Below are 21,242 nucleotides of genomic sequence, written 5' to 3' on the forward strand. Positions count from 1 at the left end.
GGTTAAGCTAATGAAGAAAAAATTAATGTTATTATTTCTAACAATAAGTATTTTAATGATGGTATTAGTTGGTTGTAGCACTAATAGTAATAACATTCAAAAAAATAGTACTAATAAAGAAAAGATAACAGTAGCAACTTCAGGAACATATTATCCATTTACTTTTTTAGAGGGTGGAGAACTTAAGGGGTTTGAAGTTGATGTATGGAATGAAATAGGAAAGAGGTTGGGATATGATGTTGAGTTTAAAACAGCTTCTTTCAGTGGATTATTTGGAATGCTTGAAAGTGGAAAGGTTAATACAATAGCTAATCAAATAACTATAACTCCAGAAAGAGAAGAAAAGTATTATTTTTCAGAACCATATGTATATAGTGGGGCTCAAATAATAGTTAAAAAAGGCAATGATTCAATTAAATCTTTTGATGATTTAAAGGGGAAAAAAGTTGGAGTTGATCTTGGAAGTAACTATGAGAAAATAGTTAAGGATAAAGATAAAAATAATGAGATAAAAATATTAACCTATCAAAATACAGATGCTGCTTTTAATGAACTTTTACTTGGAAGAATAGATGCTGTAGTAATAGATAGGGTGTCAGCTATAGCTGCCATAAAAGAAAAAGATTTAAATTTACAATTGGCTGGGGAACCAATAGATAAAATAGAAAATGCCTATCCATTTGTTAAGGATGAAAAAGGCAAAGAGATATTACAAAATGTTAATAAAGCTTTAGATGAAATGAAGAAAGATGGAGCTCTTAAGTCTATTTCTGAAAAATGGTTAGGAATGAATGTTAGTGTTCCTAATAACCAAGAACAGAGCAATAACATTATAGATAATAATAAAAATAATAGTATAGGTTTTGATTTCATGTATTCATTAGATTTAATACCTATGTTATTAAAGGCTATTAATGTAACTATATCTTTATCAGTATTTGGTATGATATTAGGATTAATGGTTGGTATAGCTCTTGCAATGATAAGAGTTTATAAAATTCCTGTACTAAAGCAAATAGCTGAGGTTTATATATCATTCTTTAGAGGTACTCCTCTTTTAGTACAATTGTTTTTACTTTATTTTGGAGTACCACAGGTAATACCTTCACTTCAAAATATGAGTGCATTTACTGCGGCATTAATAGGTCTAGGTCTTAATGCATCAGCTTACATAGCAGAAATATTAAGATCATCAATAGATGCTATAGATAAAGGGCAAATGGAAGCGTGTCTATCATTAGGTATGACAAGGGCTCAAGCTTTAAAAAGAGTAGTTTTACCACAAGCATTTAGAATAGCAATACCTCCTTTAGGTAATATATTTGTAGATACAGTAAAAGGATCTTCATTAGCATTTACTTTAGGAGTTGTAGAATTATTAGCTAAGGCTCAAATGGAGGCAGCAGCTAGTTATAAATTCTTTGAAAGTTATGTAGTAGTTGCAATTATGTACTGGATAATCATAGGCTTCTTTAATTATTTACAAAAGATTTTAGAGAAAAAACTTTCAGTTTATTAAGATGGAGGAGGAAGTCATGATAAGGGTTCAAAATCTTAAAAAGAGCTATAAAAATTTAGAAGTTTTAAAAGATGTTAACATTGAAGTTAAACAAGGAGAGGTAGTTGTTATAATAGGACCTTCAGGTTCAGGTAAATCAACTTTCTTGAGATGTTTAAATTATTTAGAATCACCAGATAAGGGAGAAATTCAAGTTGGTGATGTGAAAGTAAATGCTGAAAAAATAAGCAAAAAAGAAATTAATGACTTAAGAAGACAATCAGCAATGGTATTTCAGCATTATAATTTATTCAATAATAAAACAGTTCTACAAAACGTTACGGAAGCATTGATTGTAGTAGAAAAAATTGATAAGAAAAAGGCAGAGGAAATTGCTTTAGAAAATTTAAAGAAGGTAGGTATGGTTGATAAAAAGGATAATTATCCAAATACCTTGTCAGGAGGACAAAAACAAAGGGTTAGTATAGCAAGAGCTATGGCTGTAAATCCAAATGTTACCCTTTTTGATGAACCTACATCAGCCTTAGATCCAGAGTTAGTATCAGAAGTATTAGCTGTTATAAAGGAATTAGCTAAGGAGCATAAAACAATGATAATAGTTACACATGAAATGAGTTTTGCAAGAGATGTAGCAGATAGAGTTGTATTTATGGATGGAGGAATAGTTTTAGAAGAAGGTACTCCAGAGGAAATTTTTAAAAATCCTAAAAATGAAAGAACAAAACAGTTTCTTGAAAGATTTATAGTTAATTAAAAAAACTATAGTGGTATATGAATTTTAGTTATACCACTATAGTTTTTTATTTTATTTCTTTAAATAATTCAAAAGCTTTAGTTTTTGCACCTTCCAATATCTCATTACCATTATCTGTGATACTGTAATATTTTCTTATTTTACCATCTATTAAACTATCTTTTCTTAATAGTAAACCATCTCTTTCCATATTATGAAGTATTGGATATAGAGTTCCTGGGCTCATAGAATATCCATGTTCCCTAAGTTCTTCAATCATTTTTGAACCAAAAAAAGGTTCAACTTTAGCATGATGTAAGATATGGATATGTATAAAACCTAAAAATAATTTTCTTAAAACTTTTTCTTGCATGGGGTCATCTCCTATAAAACAATATATAAATACAATATCGAAAATAGATTATTATCAATGTTTTCTATTATATTATACTATTTAATTCATTCAAATTAAAAGATTAAATATGTGGTATTAAGTTGAAAATTTTATGCAAAATCATGAATTAAGGAGATTAGATTAGTTAAGATAATATATTAAGTGGTATTTCTAATAAATAGCTAATATATTAAATAAAAAGAGTGCAAATGCACTCTTTTTATTGTTTTTTATTCATTATAGCATTTCTTATTTTTTTGAATTGAGGGAAAGCTTTTTTATAAAGTGTGTATATTCCATTATCAACAACAATATCAAATTCTCCTATAAATTCTACGAAGTTTCCGTTAAATCCTTTTTTGAATTTATAAAGTCCATATAATGGATTTTCAGGATTTAAGTCTCCAGAAACACCTCTGAAGTCATATACATCACAACCTAAGTCAATAGAATCACAAATCATTGACCATTGCATAGCAAAGTTAGGCATTGTATCTCTTAATATATTTTCTGAAGCACCATAAAGATACCATGCTTTGTTTCCGTAATATAAGTATATTGACCCAGAAAGGTATATTTCTTGACCCTTGAAAGGTTCTATATCAGATATTTTCTTTTTAAAGCCTTCTATTTGTCTTTCGGCTTCTTTAAGTCTTTTATCTTGGTCATTTAATTTCTTTTCAATTCTTGATTTCTTATCATCATCAGTTTCAGCATCAAGCTTTACTTTAAGTTCTTCTATTTTATTAATAGCCTTAGTTTTAGCCTCTTCTTGCTTGTTTAATTTTTCTGATAATCTATTAAAGTCATTTTCGTAGCTATACTTAACCATGTATAATCTACAATGTGGATATAAGTAATCTATCATGTCCTTAAAATATTCTCTATGTCTTACTAAGAAGTTATCTCTCTTACCAGTTGTAACCATAATTTCATGGAATCTGTCTAATACATCTTCATTTAAAGTTTCTTTATCATAAACTTCAACTGATAATCCTCTTTCCTCAGCAACTTTTATATTATATCTAGTTTTACTAGAGAATTTTTTAAATACAGCTTTCTTAATATCTATTTTATTTCCTTCAGTTGGAAGTGGAAGTCTAAATACAAAGTTTGGTTGTATAGCTTCAAAGTTTTTGCTATCTGTGTTTTTATAACCTAAACTCTTAAGAAAGTTTTTTATTTCAGTACCTTCTGAAAGAGCCTCTTCATTTTCTTTTAAATGAATATCTGGATCTATTGTTATAAAGCTTATATTATTCTTTTTAGCAAATTCTCTTAGATATTCAGTAAATTCTATTAGTAATTTTTTGTTGTTGTAGTCACATGTAAAACTTCTAGGAATATATCCCATATATTTATTTATGTATGGTGCTTTTCTTAAAAGTATAGTAGCTGTAATAACAATATTATTATCATTATCGTAACCTGCTATAAATTTCTTATTCCAATCTTTTTTTAATTCAGCCCAATAAGATGTTTGGAATATGTGACCCTTTCTATCAGATTCATTAAATTTATCAATTTCTGATGAATTTATTTCTACAAATTTATACAATTTAGTTTCCTCCTTAAACTTCATCAGTTCTAAACATATATATACATTAAGACATAATAAGTATATTGTAATATGAAATAATTTTCTGTTCAAGTGTAACATTGCTATTATACAGGAATGTTACTGCTTTACATAAGTTTTGTAAAAAAATAAAGATGTTATATCAAAAGCTCCTAATAAAATTTACAAATTTATTAGGAGATTATAGTCTATCTCTTTATACTATTTGTAAGTTTTATTAAAAGTTATTTTGATATAACATCTTTTTAAGCTTCTAAACTCTTGGTTTCTAAGGTTTCTAAAAGATTTTTATTTAAAGACATTATTAAATAAGATATTATGCTTGCTATAAAAATTACCGTTGTTCCAGGGCTAATTTCAAATAGCATAAGTGAAAATAAAAATATAATTATATTTCCAATAGAAACTACTGGTTTAGTAAATGTTAAAATTACACTAGCTCTTAAAATATCCATTGAACTCATAGAAAATCTTGAGATTAATACAAAAATGTATGTTGTAGTTAATAGCGTTAATACCATTAATAGTATAAATAAACAAATAAAAGGTAAATTGTAGTAAACAGTTGAAAATATTCTTAAGTTAAAACTTAAAAGGAATATTAAAAATAATTCTCCACACCACATTAAGGTAGATTGTTTCCAATTATATTTTAAACCTTTAACAAAGTCACTAAATAAATCTAAATCCTTGTATTTAACTAATTTTCTCATACAGTAAAGTAGTGCTGTAAAACTTGCTCCAAAAGGAATTAGAGAAACTAAAAATAAAGGTAAGTAAGTTGTTATATTACTAAGTCCTACAAATAAGAAGAACAAGATTACAGGTATATTTAATATGGAAAAAAATATATTAAGCATAAAAAACCAAAAGATATAATTAAAAAAAGTAAGCAGTTTTTCAAGATTAAAAAATTCACTCATTTTTATCACTCCATAAAATAATGTAATGGTTTAACTAATTTGTAATTATAGTTTAAGATAAGTAGAAGGTAAAAACAATTTAAATATACATAAAATTTAAATAAAACCATAAAAAATACATAAAAACCATAAAATATCATAATTTGATAAGCTTTTCAGATAGAATAGAATATGATTTAATAAAAATTGACTAAGGTAATATGGGGAAGAGAGGAATTAAATGAAGTTTAGTAAGTCAAATCTTTATAAAAGACTATTTATAACATATACAATAGTAATATTGTCCGTAGTTAGTATTTTATATATTTATTTTTTAAGTAAAACCTCTGAAGAGATTAAGAGAAATACTCTTTATATAAATGATAAAATACTGCAAGATGTAAATGAAACACTAGATTATAATAGTAGAACATCAAGAAGAATAATGAATATGCTCTATGAAGATGAATTTAGGTTAAATGATGTTATAAAGTACTTAAATTTAGATTTAGGTGATTATATAAAAGGAAAATTAGATTATTATAGTGCAAGTGATAAACTTTACTATAATGGTATAGAAAGTTTTGTTAAGAGTTCGTTTCAATTAAATAACTTTTTAAAGAGTATATCTTTTATAAGTTATTCTAGAAATGAAATATCAATTTTTAATAGAAAAGGAGAAATAAAGACATATCCTTTTAATTCAAGTGAACTATTAGATAAAGAAAAGATTGAATATTCAATCTATAATAAAAATGAAGTTAGTATAAGCAGTGAAATAAGAGATTCGGCATCTTTAAAACCAGAAGGAATGCTTATGACCACTTATGATGTAGGGATAATTAGTGATGTATTAAAAAAATATAGGGATACTAATTCAGAGGTTCTTATATTAAATAAAAAAGGAATGGTTTTATATGATTCAGAAAATAAATATGATTACGAATATTACCCATACTTTGATAAGCTTAAAATAGGAAATCATGAAGTTTCATTAGAAGATAATTATTATGTAGATATTTTGCCAGATAATAATGGGTTAATATCTGTAGTTAGAATAAAAGTAAGTAATGCCACGAAAATACCGTTTCTTTTTAAAGTTTCAGCATTTTTAGTTAGTTTATTCTTATTCATAATTGCAGAGTGTGTTCTTTATATAAAATTTAAAAGCTTAAGTAAGAGAATGGATTCTCTTATTTTAGCTATGGAAAAAGTTGAAAAAGGAGATATAGATGTACACATTCCTTTAAGTAATGATAAGGATGAAATAACATTCATTGCAGATAATTTTAATAAAATGTGTGAGAAGTTAAATGATCATATAAAGAAGAGTTATCTAGCAGAATTACACCAAAGAGAAGCTGAGATTGTGGCACTTCAAAATCAGATTAATCCACACTTTCTTTATAATACATTAGAGTCAATAAGGATGAAAGCAATATGTAATGGAGATAAAGAAGTAGGAAAAATGCTTTATAGTTTAGCGTTTTTATTTAGAAGTCAAGTAAAAGGAAATCTTATAGTTTCAATAGATCAGGAAATAAAATACTGTAATAAATACTTGGAACTATTTAAGTTTAGATATGATGATAAGTTTAAGTTCAAAATAGAATGTGAAGAGGATTTATATGATAAGGCAATTGTTAAATTCACGCTTCAACCTTTAATTGAGAACTATTTTGTTCATGGTATAAGGTTAGAAAGAGATGATAATGAATTAAAAATATATATTTATAAACATTTAGAAGATATAGTTGTGGAAGTAATAGAAAATGGTAGGGGAATTCCTAATGAGAAATTAGATGATATAAATAGAAGAATTAGGGAATGTGATCATTCTGGTAAATCAATAGGGATGCTAAATGTTCATGAAAGGATTAAAATTAAATATGGGGAACCTTATGGGTTAATTGTTACTAGTGAAGAGAATAAGGGAACTAATATGATTTTAAGATTCCCGCTTAGAGAGGTGGAGTAGTAATATGTACAAGGTTATGCTAGCTGATGATGAGAATTTAATTTTACAAGGACTTGAGAATATAATTGAATGGGAAGACTTAGGATTAGAAATTGTAAACAAGGCAAGTAATGGGAAGGAAGCCATAGATAAATTTAATGAAAATCCAGTTGATATAGTGGTAACTGATATTAACATGCCACAGGTTACTGGATTAGAGTTATTAAAAGAATTAAAGAAAAGTAATTCTGATGTTAAATTTATAATATTGAGTGGATATGATGATTTTTCTTATGCAAAAAAAGCCATAGAATTAGGTGTTGAAAACTATATACTAAAGCCTATAGATGAAGAAGAGTTAGAAAAAACTTTAAAAAATACAATAAATAAAATAAAACAAGAAAAAGAGGAAAATAAATCAAGTTTAGGAAAAGATAATATACTTATTAAACTAATTAAGGGTAAATTATCTCAAGGTGAAATAGAGGAAAATAAAGAGAGCTTTTATATTAATTTAGATTCAGAAAGATATTCCCTATGCATTATAAATACTATAAGTAGATATGATAGTGAGGAAATGTTACATAATATAGTTAATGTAATAAAAGAAAATACTAAAAATAACTTTGAGATAATATACACTTTAGATGAGGAACTTATTTTAATAAACTCTTGGGATGAAGCCTTAAGTAAAAAAGATATTAAAAAATATTATGGAAAGTTAAAAGAACAAATAATAAATGAGTATGAAATAGATGTATTTTTAAGTGTTGGAGAGCCGGTTTGTAATCTTTATAAAATTAGTTCAAGCTATAAAGAATCCAATAACTTAAAAAAATATGTTCTTACTTTAGGATATAACAAGTGTATAACAACAGAAGATGTTAAAGATATAAATGAAAATAATATAAACTTTAGTTCAGTTTTAGATAAATTAAATAAAAGAATAATTGCTAAAGATATAGAAGGGGCAGAAAAAATTATTGAGGAGACTGTTGAGGATAAAAAGTTAAATCCAAGAAACATATATGATTTATCTGTAAAAATATTATTTTTATTAGATGGTATTGTTGAAGAATTTAAAGTTGAAAAACAATATACGGGAAATAGCTTAGGAGAGGAAATAGTTGCTCTTTGTAGTGAAGATACAAGGGAAGATATTAAAACTTTATTATGCAGTGAGATTAGGGAAGTTGTAGAACTTATGCATCCAACTACTATAAAATATAGTCCTGTAATTCAACAGATAATAAGTTATGTAAATGAAAACTATTATGAAGAGGTAAGCCTTAAGACTTTAGCTCAGAAATATAATATAAATACATCTTATTTAGGACAAGTATTTACAAAAGAAGTTGGATGTTCATTTTCTGAGTATTTAAATAAAACTAAAAATATGAAAGCTAAGGAGCTTATATTAAATACAAATATGAAGATAAATGATATAGCTAAAAAGGTAGGATATCTAGATACTAGTTATTTCTATAGAAAATTTAAGAAGTATTATGGAGTTTGTCCATCAACCTTAAGAAATATAAAAAATTATTAATTATGAATTTATGAAATATTAAGCTGTATTCAAATAGAGGATTTGAATACAGCTTTTTTCTAAAATTTTGTTAAAAAAATAATAATAGAGCAAATAATAATTAAAAGTATTATAATATTTAATTGTAGATATCCTTAAGTTTTATATATTATGTGATAAAAATCACATTTTCCAAAGTTTTGAAATGATAAAATTTAAACAATTAAAGAAAGCTATTATATTAAGAAATATTAGTTTTTATCTATATATTTAGAAATAAATAATAGTTTAAAATAAACTATTTTATTAAATTAAAAGGAAGGTGTTTTATAGTATGTATAAATTAGGAATAATAACTAGTAGTGATAAAGGATATTCAGGAGAAAGAAAGGATGAGAGTGGATTAGTAATAGCTCATATTGCAAAGGAAAAAGGATTTAAGGTAGAAAAATACATAGTTTTACCAGATGAAAGAGAAATGCTTAGAGATGAGATGATAAATATGGCTGATAATCTAAGTGTTGATCTTATACTTACAACTGGTGGTACTGGATTTAGTAAACGAGATGTTACTCCAGAGGCAACTAAAGATGTTATAGAAAAGGAAGCTTTAGGAATACCAGAAGCTATAAGAAGTTATAGTATGACAATAACTAAAAGAGCTATGCTTTCTAGAGCTACCGCTGGTATAAGAAAAGATACTCTTATAGTTAATATGCCTGGAAGTCCAAAAGCTTGTAGAGAAGTTATGGACTACATTTTAGACGATTTAAAACATGGAATAGATATTCTGAAGGGAGACGCTAGAGAATGCGCAAGAAAATAAGCCTACTAATAATGGCAATAGGAATGTTATCATTATTATTTGTAGGATGTACTAATGACAAGGAAGAGAAAACTTTAACAGTTAGTATTGCTGCAAGTCTTCAAAAGCCCATGGAAAAAATTGCGGATAATTTTGAAAAGGAAAATGAAGTAAAGATTCAATATAATGTAGGTGGGTCAGGAACCTTGAAAAAACAAATTAGTGATGGAGCTGATGTAGATTTATTCTTTTCAGCAAACACTAAATATGCTAAAGAACTTATAGATGAAGGGCTTGTAAATAAGAATGAATCTTATAAGATTTTAAACAACCAATTAGTTTTAATTGAAAATAAGAATTACAATAAATTTATAAATTCTTTAGAGGATTTAAAAAATGTAGATGGTAAAATTGCAATTGGTGAAATATCAACAGTTCCAGCAGGACAATATGCTAAAGAAAGTCTAGAAAAAGTAGGAATTTATAAGGATATTGGTGATAAATTAGTTTTTGCTAGAAGTGTAACAAATGTTAAGACATATGTTGAAAATGGGGAAGCTAATTTAGGATTTGTATATAATACAGATGCTTTAGATTTAAAAAATAGCAAGATAGTTTATGAGGTGCCTAATGATTATCATAAACCTATAGAATATGAACTATGTCTATTAAAAAATAGTAAAAATAATAAAGAAGCAAAGAAATTTCTTGAGTACTTAAAAGGTGAAGAAAGTAAAAAAATATTTATTGAATATGGTTTTGAGGTGAACTAAAAAAATGATATGGGAAGCCTTATTAATATCCTTAAAAGTTGTATTAGTATCAGTATTTTTTAGCTGTATTTTAGGAATATTACTTGGCTATTTTATGGTGGAAAAAGATTTTAAGTTTAAATACATTATTGAAACAATAATAATATTTCCTATGTTTTTACCTCCTTCTGCTATAGGGTATTTAATTCTTTTAATATTAGGTAAGAAGGGTGTAATAGGCGCATTTTTATATAATAATTTTGATATGAGTATTATATTTACTTGGATAGGTGCTGTTATAGTAGGTATAGTTGTTTCAATACCTATTATTTATCAGAGTTTAAAGACATCACTACTAAGTGTTAATGAAGACGTGAAAAATGCTGCTAGAGAAATGGGAGCAATAAACTTTAAACTTTATAGACTTATAAGTTTACCTCTTTCTAAAAAAGGATTATATACAGGGATTGTACTTAGTATAGCTAGGGTTTTTGGAGAGTTTGGAGCTACTATTTTAGTTGCAGGGAATATTCAGGGTAAAACTCAAACAATACCTATGGCTATGTATTATGCTATTGAGAATGGTGATTCTGGTTTAGCAAATAATATATTAATACTTATAGTTTTAATATCAGTGATTTTAACTTTTTCTTATAATAAAATAATTAAGAAAATAAAATAAGATTTTTTAAGTTTAGAGAAAAGGAGAGTAGCATATATGAATAATAAACTTACTCATTTTGATAATGAAGGAAATGCAGTTATGGTAGATGTGAGCAATAAAAATGAAACGGAAAGAATAGCTATTGCAACAGGTACTGTAAAGGCATCAAGTGAAACTATAGAATTAATAAAATCAGGTCAAATAGGAAAAGGGGATGTTTTAGGTGTTGCTAGAGTTGCTGGTATAATGGCAATGAAAAATACCAGTAATTTAATACCTATGTGTCATCCTGTTATGATTACAGGATCTAGTATTGATTTTGAAATTGATTCTGAAAGAAATGAAATAATAATAACAGCTACTTCAAAGGTAGTTCATAAAACAGGAGTTGAAATGGAGGCTCTTACAGGAGTATCTATTGCGGCACTTACTATTTATGATATGTGTAAAGCTGTAGATAAAAGAATGGTTATAGGAGATATACATCTAGAAAAAAAACTAGGTGGGAAAAGTGGAGAGTTTAATTTTTAAATTATTAATATGAAAAATTGAGTTAGAGTTTAGTAAACTCTAACTCTTTTTTTATAAAAATGAGTATATAAATTATATATTTTTTGAATTTTCTATTGTTATTGAACTTTTTTAATATTTTTAATTGAAATTTATACAGTAAAACTAAATATTTTCAACTTTTCCCAAAACTCATATAATGATAATATTTTACTGTAAGAAACGTTTACAACAAAAAGGGGGAAGAAGTGTGAAGAGTAAAGCTAAAAAGCTTCCAAAAGAGAAGCTTACAATGAAAGATAGAATGAAACGTTTTAGAAACAATAAAGAATTATTATTACTTACTATACCAGGAGCAATATGGTTTTTAGTATTTGCTTACTTACCAATGTTTGGAGTAATTGTAGCCTTTAAAAGATGGAGAATACATGGAGGATTTTTTGAAAGCTTAATTAATAGTGAATGGGTTGGATTTGATAACTTTAAATTCTTATTCCAAAGTAGTGATGCTTGGTTAATAACTAAAAACACAGTTTTATACAATCTTGTATTTATAATTTTAGGAATAGTACTTCCAGTAACATTAGCAATTTTATTAAATGAGTTATTAAATAAAAAGCTAGCTAAGTTCTATCAAAGTAGTATGTTCTTACCTTATTTCTTGTCATGGGTTGTTGTAAGTTATTGTTTATATGCATTCTTAAGCCCAGAAAAAGGATATGTTAATGGTATTTTAGAATCTATGGGTAGAAAAGGAATTTCATGGTATACAGAACCAAAGTATTGGCCGTTTATAATAATCTTCATGAGCCAATGGAAAGCAGTTGGATACGGAACAGTTGTTTACTTAGCTTCAATATGTGGTATAGATAAGAGCTACTATGAAGCAGCAATGATAGATGGAGCAAGTAAGTTCCAACAAATAAAATATATAACAGTTCCATTATTAAAACCTGTAATGATAATAATGTTTATAACTTCAATTGGTGGTATGTTCAGAGGAGACTTAGGTCTATTCTATCAATTACCAAAGGATTCAGGTGCTTTATATCCAGTAACAAATGTAATAGATACTTATGTATATAGAGGTCTTATGAACTTAGGAGATATAGGTATGAGTTCAGCAGCAAGTTTATATCAATCATTTGTAGGATTAATACTTATTGTAACTTCTAACGCTATAGTAAGAAAAGTAGATGAAGAAAACGCATTCTTCTAAAAAAGGTGGTGTAATGTGTGTTAGAAACTATTAAACAAAAAAGAATTCAGAAAAAAGCGGAGCCAAAAGAAGAGGTAAGCAAGTTTAATGCTGTCTCAAAAAAGAGTAACTTTTTATTAAATGTTTTATTCGTAATATTAGCTTTCTTAGCAATAATGCCATTCATATTTGTTATAGCTATATCATTAACAAATGAGCAATCACTACAAGTAAATGGATATAGATTCATACCAGAAGAGTGGAGTTTTGAAGCTTATAAATATATATTCTCATCAGGTAGCCAAATTTTAACATCATATGGAGTTACAATTATAGTTACAATTCTAGGTACTTTAATTGGACTAGGTATAATGTCAATGTATGGATATGCTTTATCAAGAAAGAGTTTTGCTTATAGAAAAATCTTTACTAAAGTAATATTTATACCAATGTTATTCTCAGGTGGTATGGTTGCTTCATACTTAGTAGTTACAAGATTCTTACAGTTAAAGAATACAATATGGGCACTTATACTTCCAATGTGTGTAAGTTCATTCCACATAATCATTTTAAGAACATTCTTTAAAACATCAGTTCCAGACGCTATTATAGAATCAGCTAAAATAGATGGAGCATCAGAGTGGAGATTATTCTTAAGAATAGTATTACCAATATCTCTTCCTGGTATAGCTACAATAGGATTATTCTTAACTTTAGGATACTGGAATGACTGGTTCAACGCTATGTTATATATTGATGAACCAAATTTAATACCATTACAGTACTTATTAATAAGACTTGAAAACTCAATGGAGTTCTTAGCAAATAATGCAACATCACTTGGTGCAAATGCTATAGAAGCTACTAAGAACATGCCAAGAGATACTGCTAAGATGGCTATAGTTGTTATTTCAACTTTACCAATTATATTTGCTTATCCATTCTTCCAAAGATACTTTGTAAATGGATTAACAATTGGTGCAGTAAAAGAGTAATTAAATAGAATGATATTTTAAAGGGGTTGTATCAATAGCAACTTAAAATAAAACTTATAAATTTTTCATACTATTTATAAGTTTTATTATTTTAAGTTTTGATACAACCTTTTTGTTAAATTTTAATTCTTGTGAAAAATAAAGATAAGGAGAAAATGAGTATGAGATTTATATCAGAAAGAATAAGAAAAACTTATGAAGAAATAGGAAAATATGTTTATTCTAATACTTTAAACATAGACAATTATAAATTTATAGCTGGAAAATATGATAATATAGATGAAATAAAAAATGCACCTAAAGATGGATGGATAAATTTTAAAACAGGAGATCTTTGGGGAGATGAAAGTCATGGATGGTTTAAAGCTTCTGTTAAAGTGCCAGATGAGTTTGCAGGACAAACCATTGCTTTAAGCTTTCATACTTTTTTAGGAGATTGGGATAATACAACAAATCCACAATTTATACTTTATGTAAATGGAGAACATATTCAAGGATTAGATGTAAATCATCAGGAGACAATATTAACTCACAATGCTGTGGCAGGAGAAGTTTATGATATAGATTTGCATGCACATATAGGAAGAATTGAGGGTAAAAAATCAACTTTACATGGTAAGCTAGTAACAATAGACGAAGAAGCTAGAAAATTATACTTTAACTTAAGTGTGCCTCATATAGTAGCAACTAAATTACATGAGGAAGATAAAAGAAGAATAGATATGTTAACTGTGTTAAATGACACAATAAACTTAATTGATTTAAGAAGACCATTTACTAAAGATTACAATGAAAGTCTAAAAATTGCTAATAAATATATAGAAGAGAATTTCTATGATAAAATGTGTGGACACGAAGATATGATAGCAACTTGTGTTGGTCATACTCATATAGATGTAGCTTGGCTTTGGACTGTAACTCAAACAAGGGAAAAGGTTGCAAGAAGTTTCTCAACGGTATTAAAGCTTATGGAAGAATATCCAGAATATATATTTATGTCTTCTCAACCTCAACTTTATAAATTCTTAAAAGAAGATCATCCAAAGGTTTATGAGAAGGTTAAAGAAAAAGTAAGAGAAGGAGTTTGGGAACCAGAAGGAGCTATGTGGCTTGAAGCTGATTGTAATGTAACTTCAGGAGAGTCATTAATAAGACAAATATTACATGGAAAAAGATTCTTTAAGGAGGAATTTAATGTAGATAATGAAATACTTTGGCTTCCAGATGTTTTTGGATATTCAGCAGCTCTTCCTCAAATATTAAAGAAGTCAGATGTTAATTATTTTATGACAACTAAGATTTCATGGAACCAAATTAACAAAATGCCTTATGACACTTTTATGTGGAAAGGGATAGATGGAACAGAAATATTAACTCATTTTATAACTACAACTTATCCAGATCAGGATCCATTTAAGGAAACTATGACAACATACTGTGGTAATATTCATCCAGGATCAATAATGGGAGCATGGAATAGATATCAGCAAAAAAATATAAATAATGATGTTTTAGTTGCCTTTGGATTTGGAGATGGTGGCGGTGGTGCTACTTATGAAATGCTTGAAAATGGAAAGAGGCTTTCAAAGGGAATACCAGGAGCACCTAAGGTTAAAATAGGTAAAGCTAAGGATTACTTTAAAAAATTAGAGGGTACTGTAAAAGATAATAATAAACTTCCAAAGTGGGTTGGAGAATTATATCTTGAGTATCATAGAGGAACTTATACTTCAATGGGAAGAAATAAGAGGGATAATAGAATATGTGAAAATCTATATACTTCAGCAGAAAAATTTAATTCAATAGCTATGTTATTAGGGCAAAAATATCCTTTAGCTGACTTAAATTTTGCTTGGGAAACAATACTTTTAAATCAATTCCATGATATTTTACCAGGTTCATCAATTAAAGAGGTTTATGATGTAACGAATGAAGAATATAAGGATTTAATTGAAAAAGGGAATAATTTTGTAGGTTTAGCTTTAAAGAATATAACATCAGAAATAAATTTAAAAGAAAGAAGTGTTGTTGTATTTAACTCTCTAGGATTTGAAAGAGATGATATAGCTACTTTTGTTGTTCCAGAAGACATAGAAAATCCAGCTGTATTAGATGGAGAGGAAGAAATTATTTGCCAAAGAATAGATGATGGAAAAAAAGCAATTTTCTTTGCTAAAGGAATACCTGCAAATGGATATAAGAGTTTTAAAATAATAGAAGCTATGAATAAGGAGGATGCAGAAAATATTTTTGTAAGTGAGAAAGAAGCTGAAAATGACTTTTTAAGAATTAAATTCAATGAAGAGGGAAATATAGTTTCATTATTTGATAAGAGATCAGATAGAGAAGTATTGAAAGAAGGTGCCTTAGGTAATAGACTTCAAGCTTTCGAAGACAAGCCTATGGAATATAGCAACTGGGATATAGATATATATTATAAAGAAAAAATGTGGAATGTTGATGATGTTCAAAGTATTGAAGTTGTTGAAGAAGGTCCAGTAAGAAGTGCATTGAGGATTGAAAGAAAATTCTTAGAATCTACTATAGTTCAAAATATTTATATTTATAAAGATTTAGATAGAATAGATTTTGATTCATATGTTGATTGGAAAGAGCATGAAGTATTATTAAAAACTTCATTCCCAATAGATTTAAATGCTACAGAGGCTACTTATGAAATTCAATATGGTAATGTTAAGAGACCAACTCATAGCAATACATCATGGGATGAAGCTAGGTTTGAAGTTTGTGGCCAAAAATGGGCTGATCTTTCAGAGGGAGATTTTGGAGTATCATTATTAAATAATTGTAAGTATGGTCATGATATACAAGATGGAGTTATGAGGCTAACTTTATTAAAATCAGGAACACATCCATGGACTGAAACAGATCAAGAGGAGCATTTCTTTACTTATTCTATTTATCCTCATATGGGTACATGGAAAGAGGCTCATACAGTTCAAAAAGCTTATGAATTAAATCAACCTTTATATACAAAGGTTTGTGAAAAACATGAGGGAATATTAGATAATAAGTTATGCTTAGTAAAAGTTAATAAAGATAATATTATGATTGAGGTTATTAAAAAAGCTGAGGATACAGATCATTTAATAATTAGAATGTATGAATTCTTTAATAGTAGAACTAAGGCTACTTTAGAGTTCTCAAAAGAAATACAAGAATCCTTTGAATGCAATTTAATGGAGAGAAATTTAGAAGAAGCTAAATTTAAAGGAGAAAAAATAGAGTTTACTATAGATCCATTTGAAATAAAAACATTTAAGGTGAAATTAAGATAATAAATAAAGAGGCTACACCAAAATTAAGAAAATTAATTCTTGATGTAACCTCTTTTTATGTTTATTTTTATAGTTTAAATCCTAAGTAAATTTCAAATATAGCGATTATAATAAAGTAAACACCTATTATAAGTGGTGTAGCTACTAAGAATGAGATTGGCTCAAATAATATTAATAATCCTAATATTATTAATAATATACAATAAACTGTTGTAGCATTGAAACCAAAAGTTTTATAAGTAAACTCACTAACAAGTAAGAATATACCGTTAACTAATGCCCAAGAACCATAGAATATAATTAACATGTCCATACTTTCTAGTGGAACACAACATAGCATTAAACCAAACAATACTGATACTATACCTTTAAAAATATATAAGCCTTTTCTTGAAGATTTAAAAGCTTTAATTATTGTAAATATACCTGAACCTATTATTAATATACCTGCTATAGTTGTGAAATATAGTAATGAATCTATTGGCTTAATAAAGAATAATATACCTACAATTGCCATTAGAATTCCTTCTAATATACAAAATATCTGTGCACTTTTTTCCATTTTAGTCACTCCTTAATTTTTTTAAAAGTTTGTTATTTAGAGTAAAAAGTTTGTTATTTAGAGATTTAAAAATATTGATACAAATAAATAATAACATTTTTTAAAAAAATGTTATTATTTTTAATTTAACATTTATTTTTAAACATGTATATAAATTTGATAAATTATAATTGAATAGATAGAAAAAATAATAATATTTCTGATGGAAATGTATTCATTAGAAAAAATATGAAATATTTTATATATTCATAATTGTATGAATTTTATATAGAGAAAGTTAAATAAATATAAAAAAACTCCACTATGAAAATGTTTATATGGGCTATATAATAAACTTGTAAACGATGTTAAGAGGCTTGAAAAACAAAGGGTTAAATAGGGGGAAAACATAATGTTAAAATTTAAGAAACTAATAGCTTTAGCAGCTTGTGCAGTGTTAACTACTTCAGTTGCATTAACTGGATGTGGAGCAGACAAAACAGCAAATGCTGGAGAGAGAGAGACAGTAAAACTTACTTGGTACACAATTGGACAAACACCAAAAGACTTAGACATGGTTCAAGAAAAGGCTAATGAGTATTTAAAAGATAAGATTAATGCTACTATTGATATGAAATTTATTGATTACGGTGATTACACTCAAAAAATGGGAGTTATAATAAATTCAGGAGAACCATATGACTTAGCATTTACTTGTTCATGGGCTAACCCATATTTAGAAAATGCTAGAAAAGGAGCTTTCTTAGCAATAGACGATTTATTAGAAAGTAAAGGAAAAGAAATGAAGTCTGTTATAGATAAGAGATTTTGGGAAGGGGCTAAAATAGATGGTAAAACATATGCAGTTCCAAACCAAAAAGAAATAGGAATTGCACCTATGTGGGTATTCACTAAGGAATATGTTGATAAATACAACATACCATATAAAGATATCCATACTTTAGAAGATTTAGAACCATGGTTAAAAGTTATCCATGAAAATGAGCCAGATGTTACACCTTTATATATAACAAAAGGATTTTCAGCACCAGCTTACTTCGATCAATTAGTTGATCCAGTAGGAGTTGAGTATGGAGATGAAAGCTTAACAATTAAAAATATGTTTGAAACAGATAAAATGAAGAGTGAGTTAGAAACTTTACAAAAGTACTATAGTGCTGGATATATAAATGCTGACTCGGCTACAGCTAAGGATGACAAATCAGTTAAGAGATTTGTAACTAAAGCTGATGGACAACCTTATGCTGATGGATTATGGTCAAAGGATTTAGGGTATGAGGTAGTTTCATCACCAATAATGGAGACTCATATTACTAATGGTTCAACTACAGGTTCAATGATAGCTATTTCTAAGACTTCAAAAAATCAAGAAAAAGCTATGGAATTCTTAAATTTATTAAACACTGACGTATATTTAAGAAACTTACTTAACTATGGTATAGAAGATATTCATTATAAAAAAACTGGTGATACTCAAATAAAACTAACTAATAAAGCTAAAGACTACTCAGTTGGATACTATACTTTAGGTAACTTATTCATAACTTATACCTTAGATACTGAACCAGTTGATAAATGGAAAGAATTTGAAGCGTTCAATAATGCATCAGTTGAATCACCTGCTTTAGGATTCAAATTTAACACTGAAAAAGTAAGCAACCAAATAGCTGCTATAAATAACGTTCTTGAAGAGTTTAAGTCAACTATATACAGTGGATCAGTTAATGAAGTTGAATATTTAGATAAAATGAACAATAAATTAAAAGAAGTTGGAATAAATGAAGTAATTTCAGAAATGCAAAGTCAAATAGATGCATGGAAAGCTGAAAATGGAAAATAATATAATTTAAAGATAAGTGTAAACTCTATGCTCAGCATAGAGTTTACTTTTGTAAAAATATAAATAAAAATTCTGAAAGTATTCTTACATAATCTAAGGAATAGATTATAAATATATGTATAGGGGGGAGGATTTTTTATGAAAAAATATGTTGTTATTGATATAGGAGGAACAAGTATAAAGCATGCTTTAATGACTGAAAGTGGAGAGGTTTTAGAAAAAGGAAGCATTAAAACTAAAAGGGATAATATAGATTTATTTATTGAATCAATAGGAGAGATTGTTGATTCATATAAAGAAAAAAATGAAATTTTTGGATTGGCATGTAGTTCGCCAGGTGCTGTAGATGTTAAAACAGGATTTATAGGGGGAGGAAGTGCAATTCCTTGCATACATGGGCCAAATATAAAAGAACTTTTAGAAAAAAGATGTGGTTTAAAAGTTTCTATAGAAAATGATGCGAATTGTGCTGGATTAGCTGAAGGATGGCTTGGCTCAACTAAGGGAGTAGAAAATTATGCATGTATTGTAATTGGTACAGGAATAGGTGGATGTATAGTTATAAATGGAAGAATTTTAAGAGGAAAGCATCTTCATGGTGGAGAATTTGGCTATATGTTTACTAGAGATAGTAAAGGATTAACAGATAGAATTTGGAGTGAAGTTTCCTCTACCAACGCTTTAGTTACAAGGGTATCTAAATTAAAAGGAATAGAAAAATCAGAAATTGATGGAAAGAAAGTTTTTGAAATGGCCGAAAATGGAGATGAAGAAGTTAATAAGGAAATAGAATCATGGTATATGGATCTTGCAAGAGGAATATACAATATTCAATATATAGTTGACCCTGAAAAAATTGTTATTGGTGGAGCTATAAGTGCTAGAGAGGGATTTGATAAGAAAATAAATGAAAAATTATCTTTATTAAAAAGTGATATAGCGACTTTAGATATAAATGTTGAAAAATGTAAATTTCAAAATGATTCAAATTTAATAGGAGCATTATATAACTTTCTTTTTGTTAGCAAATAAATGAAGTTTATTATTTAAAGTTTAAGTTAAAATCATAAAGATAAAAAGGGGATAGTGTTATGGCACAATTAAATTACAGAGAGAATCTAAATATGAAATTTAAAGCTTATAATGGTGGATTAAGAGTTTTTAAAAATTATGAGATTAATGATAATAATGTGTATATTTATTTTTCAAATATGAAAATAACTCTTACTATGTTTGAAAATGATATAGTTAAAGTTTTTATTGGAGATAAATATGAAGAAAGCGTTTCAACTAATGGTGTAATAGATCATTTAGAAAAAGGTAAATTTATAGTAGAAGAGGATTCAAACTTTTTAGTTGTAAAGGGAAAGAACGTTTTAACTTTTGTAAATAAAAATACTACGGAGATAAGTTTTAAAGACTTAGAAGAAAATATTATAAATGAAGACTTTCAACCAAGTTTTAAAGATGAGAAAGGGAATGTGCACATATCAAAGGTAAATGATTGTTTAGCATATTATGGACTTGGAGAAAAGGGTGGAGATTTAAATAAAAAGGGATGTTATACAGAAAACTTTAATACTGATGATCCAGAGACTGATGATGATTCCATAACTTATTATAAAACAATTCCTTTTTATGTTGCTTTAAAAGAAGAAACTACTTATGGAATATTCTTTGATAATAGCTTTAGAAGTTATTTTGATATGGGAAAGGAAATGGGAGATAGAATTTTTTTTGGAGCCATAGGAGGACAAATTCAATATTACTTTATTCCAGGAAAAAATATTAAAGATGTAGTTAAAAATTATACTGCTTTGACAGGAAGAATGGAAATGCCACCTCTTTGGAGCTTAGGATATCAACAATGTAGATTTAGTTATTTTAGCCAAGATGAAGTAAGAGAGTTAGTAAGAACTTTTGAAGAAAAAGATATTCCATTAGATGTAGTTTATTTAGATATAGATTACATGGATGGATTCAGAGTTATGACTTTTAAAACTCC

The 21,242-nt window shown here is 27.3% G+C and carries 18 protein-coding genes; 14 read left to right on the forward strand and 4 right to left on the reverse strand.

The window, feature by feature from the left end:
* The first annotated feature begins 10 nt into the window (after nt 1-10).
* Together Q1J60_RS07940 and Q1J60_RS07945 are read left to right on the forward strand one after the other, a co-directional pair.
* On the forward strand, nt 11-1,519 hold the full coding sequence (locus Q1J60_RS07940) for an ABC transporter permease subunit (RefSeq protein WP_300260534.1): 1,509 nt from the start codon (nt 11-13) through the stop codon (nt 1,517-1,519).
* Nucleotides 1,520-1,535: 16 nt separating this feature from the next.
* Nucleotides 1,536-2,273: an amino acid ABC transporter ATP-binding protein gene (locus Q1J60_RS07945; RefSeq protein WP_300260537.1), complete on the forward strand. Its 738-nt coding sequence runs from the start codon at nt 1,536-1,538 to the stop codon at nt 2,271-2,273.
* A gap of 46 nt (nt 2,274-2,319) precedes the next feature.
* Here Q1J60_RS07945 and Q1J60_RS07950 read toward each other — a convergent pair whose 3' ends face one another.
* The 3 genes from Q1J60_RS07950 to Q1J60_RS07960 form a co-directional block, all read right to left on the reverse strand.
* Entirely contained in the window at nt 2,320-2,625 is a 306-nt protein-coding gene (locus tag Q1J60_RS07950) for a PadR family transcriptional regulator (RefSeq protein ID WP_300260540.1), read from the reverse strand.
* Nucleotides 2,626-2,866: 241 nt separating this feature from the next.
* Nucleotides 2,867-4,204, reverse strand: a complete 1,338-nt coding sequence (locus Q1J60_RS07955) for a lipid II:glycine glycyltransferase FemX (RefSeq protein ID WP_300260543.1) — start codon at nt 4,202-4,204, stop codon at nt 2,867-2,869.
* A 266-nt stretch (nt 4,205-4,470) separates the two neighbouring features.
* Complete coding sequence (locus Q1J60_RS07960; protein WP_300260545.1) at nt 4,471-5,148, reverse strand: DUF624 domain-containing protein; 678 nt, start codon at nt 5,146-5,148, stop codon at nt 4,471-4,473.
* A gap of 220 nt (nt 5,149-5,368) precedes the next feature.
* Between Q1J60_RS07960 and Q1J60_RS07965 the strand changes: the two genes are divergently transcribed.
* The 9 genes from Q1J60_RS07965 (at nt 5,369) to Q1J60_RS08005 (ending at nt 16,835) form a co-directional block, all read left to right on the forward strand.
* Nucleotides 5,369-7,105: a sensor histidine kinase gene (locus Q1J60_RS07965; protein WP_300260548.1), complete on the forward strand. Its 1,737-nt coding sequence runs from the start codon at nt 5,369-5,371 to the stop codon at nt 7,103-7,105.
* A 4-nt stretch (nt 7,106-7,109) separates the two neighbouring features.
* A complete protein-coding gene (locus Q1J60_RS07970; RefSeq protein ID WP_300260550.1) occupies nt 7,110-8,633 on the forward strand; it encodes a response regulator transcription factor in 1,524 nt (507 codons plus the stop codon).
* Nucleotides 8,634-8,946: 313 nt separating this feature from the next.
* On the forward strand, nt 8,947-9,438 hold the full coding sequence (locus tag Q1J60_RS07975) for a MogA/MoaB family molybdenum cofactor biosynthesis protein (RefSeq protein ID WP_300260553.1): 492 nt from the start codon (nt 8,947-8,949) through the stop codon (nt 9,436-9,438).
* On the forward strand, nt 9,423-10,190 hold the full coding sequence (gene modA, locus Q1J60_RS07980; RefSeq protein ID WP_300260556.1) for a molybdate ABC transporter substrate-binding protein: 768 nt from the start codon (nt 9,423-9,425) through the stop codon (nt 10,188-10,190). Before Q1J60_RS07975 ends, modA begins: the two co-directional genes overlap by 16 nt.
* 4 nt (nt 10,191-10,194) lie before the next feature.
* On the forward strand, nt 10,195-10,851 hold the full coding sequence (gene modB / locus Q1J60_RS07985; RefSeq protein WP_300260559.1) for a molybdate ABC transporter permease subunit: 657 nt from the start codon (nt 10,195-10,197) through the stop codon (nt 10,849-10,851).
* A 36-nt stretch (nt 10,852-10,887) separates the two neighbouring features.
* On the forward strand, nt 10,888-11,364 hold the full coding sequence (gene moaC, locus Q1J60_RS07990; protein ID WP_300260562.1) for a cyclic pyranopterin monophosphate synthase MoaC: 477 nt from the start codon (nt 10,888-10,890) through the stop codon (nt 11,362-11,364).
* 229 nt (nt 11,365-11,593) lie between these two features.
* Entirely contained in the window at nt 11,594-12,562 is a 969-nt protein-coding gene (locus Q1J60_RS07995; RefSeq protein WP_300260564.1) for an ABC transporter permease, read from the forward strand.
* A 17-nt stretch (nt 12,563-12,579) separates the two neighbouring features.
* Complete coding sequence (locus tag Q1J60_RS08000) at nt 12,580-13,536, forward strand: carbohydrate ABC transporter permease (protein ID WP_300260565.1); 957 nt, start codon at nt 12,580-12,582, stop codon at nt 13,534-13,536.
* Between the two features lie 161 nt (nt 13,537-13,697).
* The gene (locus tag Q1J60_RS08005) at nt 13,698-16,835 is read left to right on the forward strand and encodes an alpha-mannosidase (protein WP_300260567.1); all 3,138 of its coding nucleotides are present in this window, start codon (nt 13,698-13,700) and stop codon (nt 16,833-16,835) included.
* A 67-nt stretch (nt 16,836-16,902) separates the two neighbouring features.
* On the opposite strand, the gene Q1J60_RS08010 is transcribed toward Q1J60_RS08005, so the two are convergent.
* A complete protein-coding gene (locus tag Q1J60_RS08010) occupies nt 16,903-17,397 on the reverse strand; it encodes an HdeD family acid-resistance protein (protein ID WP_300260569.1) in 495 nt (164 codons plus the stop codon).
* Nucleotides 17,398-17,788: 391 nt separating this feature from the next.
* Here Q1J60_RS08010 and Q1J60_RS08015 point away from each other — a divergent pair, with 391 nt between their 5' ends.
* The 3 genes from Q1J60_RS08015 to Q1J60_RS08025 all read left to right on the forward strand — a co-directional run.
* The gene (locus Q1J60_RS08015) at nt 17,789-19,237 is read left to right on the forward strand and encodes an ABC transporter substrate-binding protein (RefSeq protein ID WP_300260572.1); all 1,449 of its coding nucleotides are present in this window, start codon (nt 17,789-17,791) and stop codon (nt 19,235-19,237) included.
* A gap of 138 nt (nt 19,238-19,375) precedes the next feature.
* Nucleotides 19,376-20,269: an ROK family protein gene (locus Q1J60_RS08020; protein ID WP_300260574.1), complete on the forward strand. Its 894-nt coding sequence runs from the start codon at nt 19,376-19,378 to the stop codon at nt 20,267-20,269.
* Nucleotides 20,270-20,328: 59 nt separating this feature from the next.
* Nucleotides 20,329-21,242 (forward strand): TIM-barrel domain-containing protein (locus Q1J60_RS08025; protein ID WP_300260577.1); only part of this gene is annotated, 914 nt, incomplete at its 3' end.

Origin of the sequence: Clostridium sp., from assembly GCF_029258205.1 — a bacterium.
Classification (GTDB): domain Bacteria; phylum Bacillota; class Clostridia; order Clostridiales; family Clostridiaceae; genus Sarcina.

What these genes read in the sequence shown, in the direction of transcription:
- Q1J60_RS07965 (WP_300260548.1), top strand. Translation starts at nt 5,369, where the DNA reads ATGAAGTTTAGTAAGTCAAATCTTTATAAAAGACTATTTATAACATAT.
- Q1J60_RS08020 (WP_300260574.1), top strand. Translation starts at nt 19,376, where the DNA reads ATGAAAAAATATGTTGTTATTGATATAGGAGGAACAAGTATAAAGCAT.
- modB (WP_300260559.1), top strand. Translation starts at nt 10,195, where the DNA reads ATGATATGGGAAGCCTTATTAATATCCTTAAAAGTTGTATTAGTATCA.
- Q1J60_RS07940 (WP_300260534.1), top strand. Translation starts at nt 11, where the DNA reads ATGAAGAAAAAATTAATGTTATTATTTCTAACAATAAGTATTTTAATG.
- Q1J60_RS08005 (WP_300260567.1), top strand. Translation starts at nt 13,698, where the DNA reads ATGAGATTTATATCAGAAAGAATAAGAAAAACTTATGAAGAAATAGGA.
- Q1J60_RS07970 (WP_300260550.1), top strand. Translation starts at nt 7,110, where the DNA reads ATGTACAAGGTTATGCTAGCTGATGATGAGAATTTAATTTTACAAGGA.
- Q1J60_RS07950 (WP_300260540.1), bottom strand. Translation starts at nt 2,625, where the DNA reads ATGCAAGAAAAAGTTTTAAGAAAATTATTTTTAGGTTTTATACATATC.
- Q1J60_RS08015 (WP_300260572.1), top strand. Translation starts at nt 17,789, where the DNA reads ATGTTAAAATTTAAGAAACTAATAGCTTTAGCAGCTTGTGCAGTGTTA.
- Q1J60_RS07975 (WP_300260553.1), top strand. Translation starts at nt 8,947, where the DNA reads ATGTATAAATTAGGAATAATAACTAGTAGTGATAAAGGATATTCAGGA.
- modA (WP_300260556.1), top strand. Translation starts at nt 9,423, where the DNA reads ATGCGCAAGAAAATAAGCCTACTAATAATGGCAATAGGAATGTTATCA.
- Q1J60_RS08010 (WP_300260569.1), bottom strand. Translation starts at nt 17,397, where the DNA reads ATGGAAAAAAGTGCACAGATATTTTGTATATTAGAAGGAATTCTAATG.
- moaC (WP_300260562.1), top strand. Translation starts at nt 10,888, where the DNA reads ATGAATAATAAACTTACTCATTTTGATAATGAAGGAAATGCAGTTATG.
- Q1J60_RS07960 (WP_300260545.1), bottom strand. Translation starts at nt 5,148, where the DNA reads ATGAGTGAATTTTTTAATCTTGAAAAACTGCTTACTTTTTTTAATTAT.
- Q1J60_RS07945 (WP_300260537.1), top strand. Translation starts at nt 1,536, where the DNA reads ATGATAAGGGTTCAAAATCTTAAAAAGAGCTATAAAAATTTAGAAGTT.